Source organism: Collinsella aerofaciens, assembly GCF_025289055.1.
Taxonomy (GTDB): domain Bacteria; phylum Actinomycetota; class Coriobacteriia; order Coriobacteriales; family Coriobacteriaceae; genus Collinsella.
Map to the genome: position 1 here is coordinate 1 of NZ_JAESIQ010000042.1, position 2,290 is coordinate 2,290.

2 protein-coding genes are annotated in these 2,290 nt (G+C 67.4%); both read left to right on the forward strand.

Annotation, left to right across the window (positions count from 1 at the left end; all coding sequences use genetic code 11):
• Positions 1–161: 161 nt before the first annotated feature.
• Positions 162–1,400, forward strand: a complete 1,239-nt coding sequence (istA, locus tag JMJ97_RS09390; RefSeq protein WP_082421817.1) for an IS21 family transposase — start codon at positions 162–164, stop codon at positions 1,398–1,400.
• Positions 1,397–2,185 carry an IS21-like element helper ATPase IstB gene (istB, locus tag JMJ97_RS09395; RefSeq protein ID WP_260700097.1) on the forward strand — a complete coding sequence of 263 codons (789 nt, stop codon included), beginning with the start codon at positions 1,397–1,399 and terminating at the stop codon, positions 2,183–2,185. Before istA ends, istB begins: the two co-directional genes overlap by 4 nt.
• Positions 2,186–2,290: the final 105 nt, after the last annotated feature.

A 2,290-nucleotide genomic window follows, 5' to 3' on the forward strand; every position in this document is an offset into this window, starting at 1 on the left:
GTGTTAGCGCTACTGTAAAAACAACCAATTTCGCCATCGCACTTTAGCCGATTCCGCCAACGCAATTTCCCCGATCACGCCAACGCATTTTCACCATTTCCACCAACGCCGGGGCTTACGCTTCGACCGACAAGCGAACGATGCTTTCGGGAGGAGCGGCCGTGGCGGAGAAGAACCTGATCGGAGAGTTGGACATGTACAGGGAAGCGGGCATAAAGCCCAACTTCAGCGACATAGCGAAGCGCTACGGCAAGGACAGGCACACCGTGGCGGCGTACTGGAGGGCCGAGGGCGGCCGGCCCCGCGACGGGCGCGCCGACAGGGCGGGCTCCTTCGACGCGCACATCGAGGAGGTGGCCGCCAAGGCGCAGCTGCCGGGGGTCACCAAGAAGGGCATCCACGAGTGGCTGCTGCACAGGTATCCCGGCGAGAACCTGGCCGGCTACAACGCCTTCACCCAGTTCATGCGCAAGAACGGTATCGCCGTCGGGGCCTCCGTCGGCCCGGAACCGCACCCGCGCTTCGAGACGCCGCCCGGGCTGCAGCTGCAGTTCGACTGGAAGGAGTCGGTCAGGATGGCGAACCGCGACGGCGAGCTGTTCGAGTTCAACGTGTTCGCGGCGACGCTGGGCCATTCCCGCAGGCACATATTCATCCGGTCGGGGACCAGGACGACCGACGACCTGGTCAGGTGCATGTACGCCACGATCGCGAGGCTCGGCGGCGTGCCCCGCGAGTGGGTCACGGACAACATGTCCGCCCTGGTGACGGTCAAGGGCGGCAGGCGCCTCAAGGTCCAGCGCGCATACGAGTTCGCCAAGGCCGCCGGCTTCGAGCTGAAGCTGTGCCGCCCGCGCAGCCCCCAGACCAAGGGCAAGGTCGAGTCGTCGAACCGCTTCCTGTCGCGGCTCGCGGCCTACCAAGGCGACTTCGACGGCTGGGACGACATCGACGAGATCATCGCGCGGATCGAGGACGCCAGCAACTCCGAGCCCAACGAGACCACGGGGCTGCCGCCCTCCGCGCTGTTCATGGAGGAGAAGGACGCGCTGCTGCCCGTCGGCAACCTCCGCGCCCTCGAGGAGGCGATGGGCGACGTGGTGCGCGTGGCCAGGGTGCCGGCCACGATGCTGGTCAGCGCGCACGGCGAGCCCATGTCGGTGCCCAGGCGCTGCATCGGCAGGCCCGCCCGCATCGTCTGCATGCCCGGCGGCGCGATGGACTGCTACGTCGGCGGCGAGCTGGTGGCGACGCACGTGGCGGGCGGGCCGGCCTACGACCCGGCGCACTACGCCGAGGCCATGGCCGGGAAGCGCTGGTTCGGCGACGCCGCCGGCGACATCGAGGCGGCCGCCGCCGCCAACCTCGGGCTGCTCGACTCGATAGGGGGCTCGCTGTGAGCGCCGCGGTGCAGGCCAGCCCGCTCAACCGCCTGGCGGCCAATCTCGAGGAGCTGGGGCTCGAGGGCATGGTGTCGTCGGTGCCCGAGTACGTCAGGCTCGTCGCCGACGGGAGGAAGAGCCTGGTCGACGCCATGCTCGAGCTCACCGACGCCCAGATAGCCCTCAAGCGGCGCGCCGACGACGAGCGCCGCACGAGGATGGCCAACTTCCCCTACATAAAGACGCTGGCCGACTTCGACTGGGGTTTCCAGCCGAGCGTGCCCCGCGGGCTGGTCGAGCAGCTGGCCACGCTCGAGTTCGTCGACCGCGGCGACAACGTCGTGCTCGTCGGCAGCCCGGGCGTCGGCAAGACCCACCTGTCGATAGCCATAGGCCACGAGGCGGTGATGGCCCGCAAGCAGGTGTACTTCGCCGACTGCTCGAGGCTGGTCGAGGACCTCAAGCACGCCTCGGCGAAGGAGGCGCTGGCGCGCAGGATGCGGTTCTACGAGCACTGCAGCCTGCTGATAATAGACGAGCTGGGCTACCTCGATATCGGGAAGGAGGGCGCCGACCTGCTGTTCCAGCTGGTGAACAGGCGCTACGCGCTCAAGCGGTCGACGATCGTCACGACCAACGTGCCGGTCGGCAGGTGGGGCGACGTGTTCGGCAGCAACGTCACGGCCTCGGCGGTCGCCGACAGGCTGTGCCACCACTGCGCGATGATCAAGATAACGGGCCGGTCGTACCGCCTGAAGGACGTGTCCATCGGCGGTGAGGACGGGAAGGAGGAGGGCGCCTAGGCGCCGAAAGCGGCACATCCGCGTTGGCGAATCCGGCGTATCCGCGTTGGCGCGATTGGCGAAAATGCGTTGGTGGAAATGGTGAAAATTATATTGACGCTAACA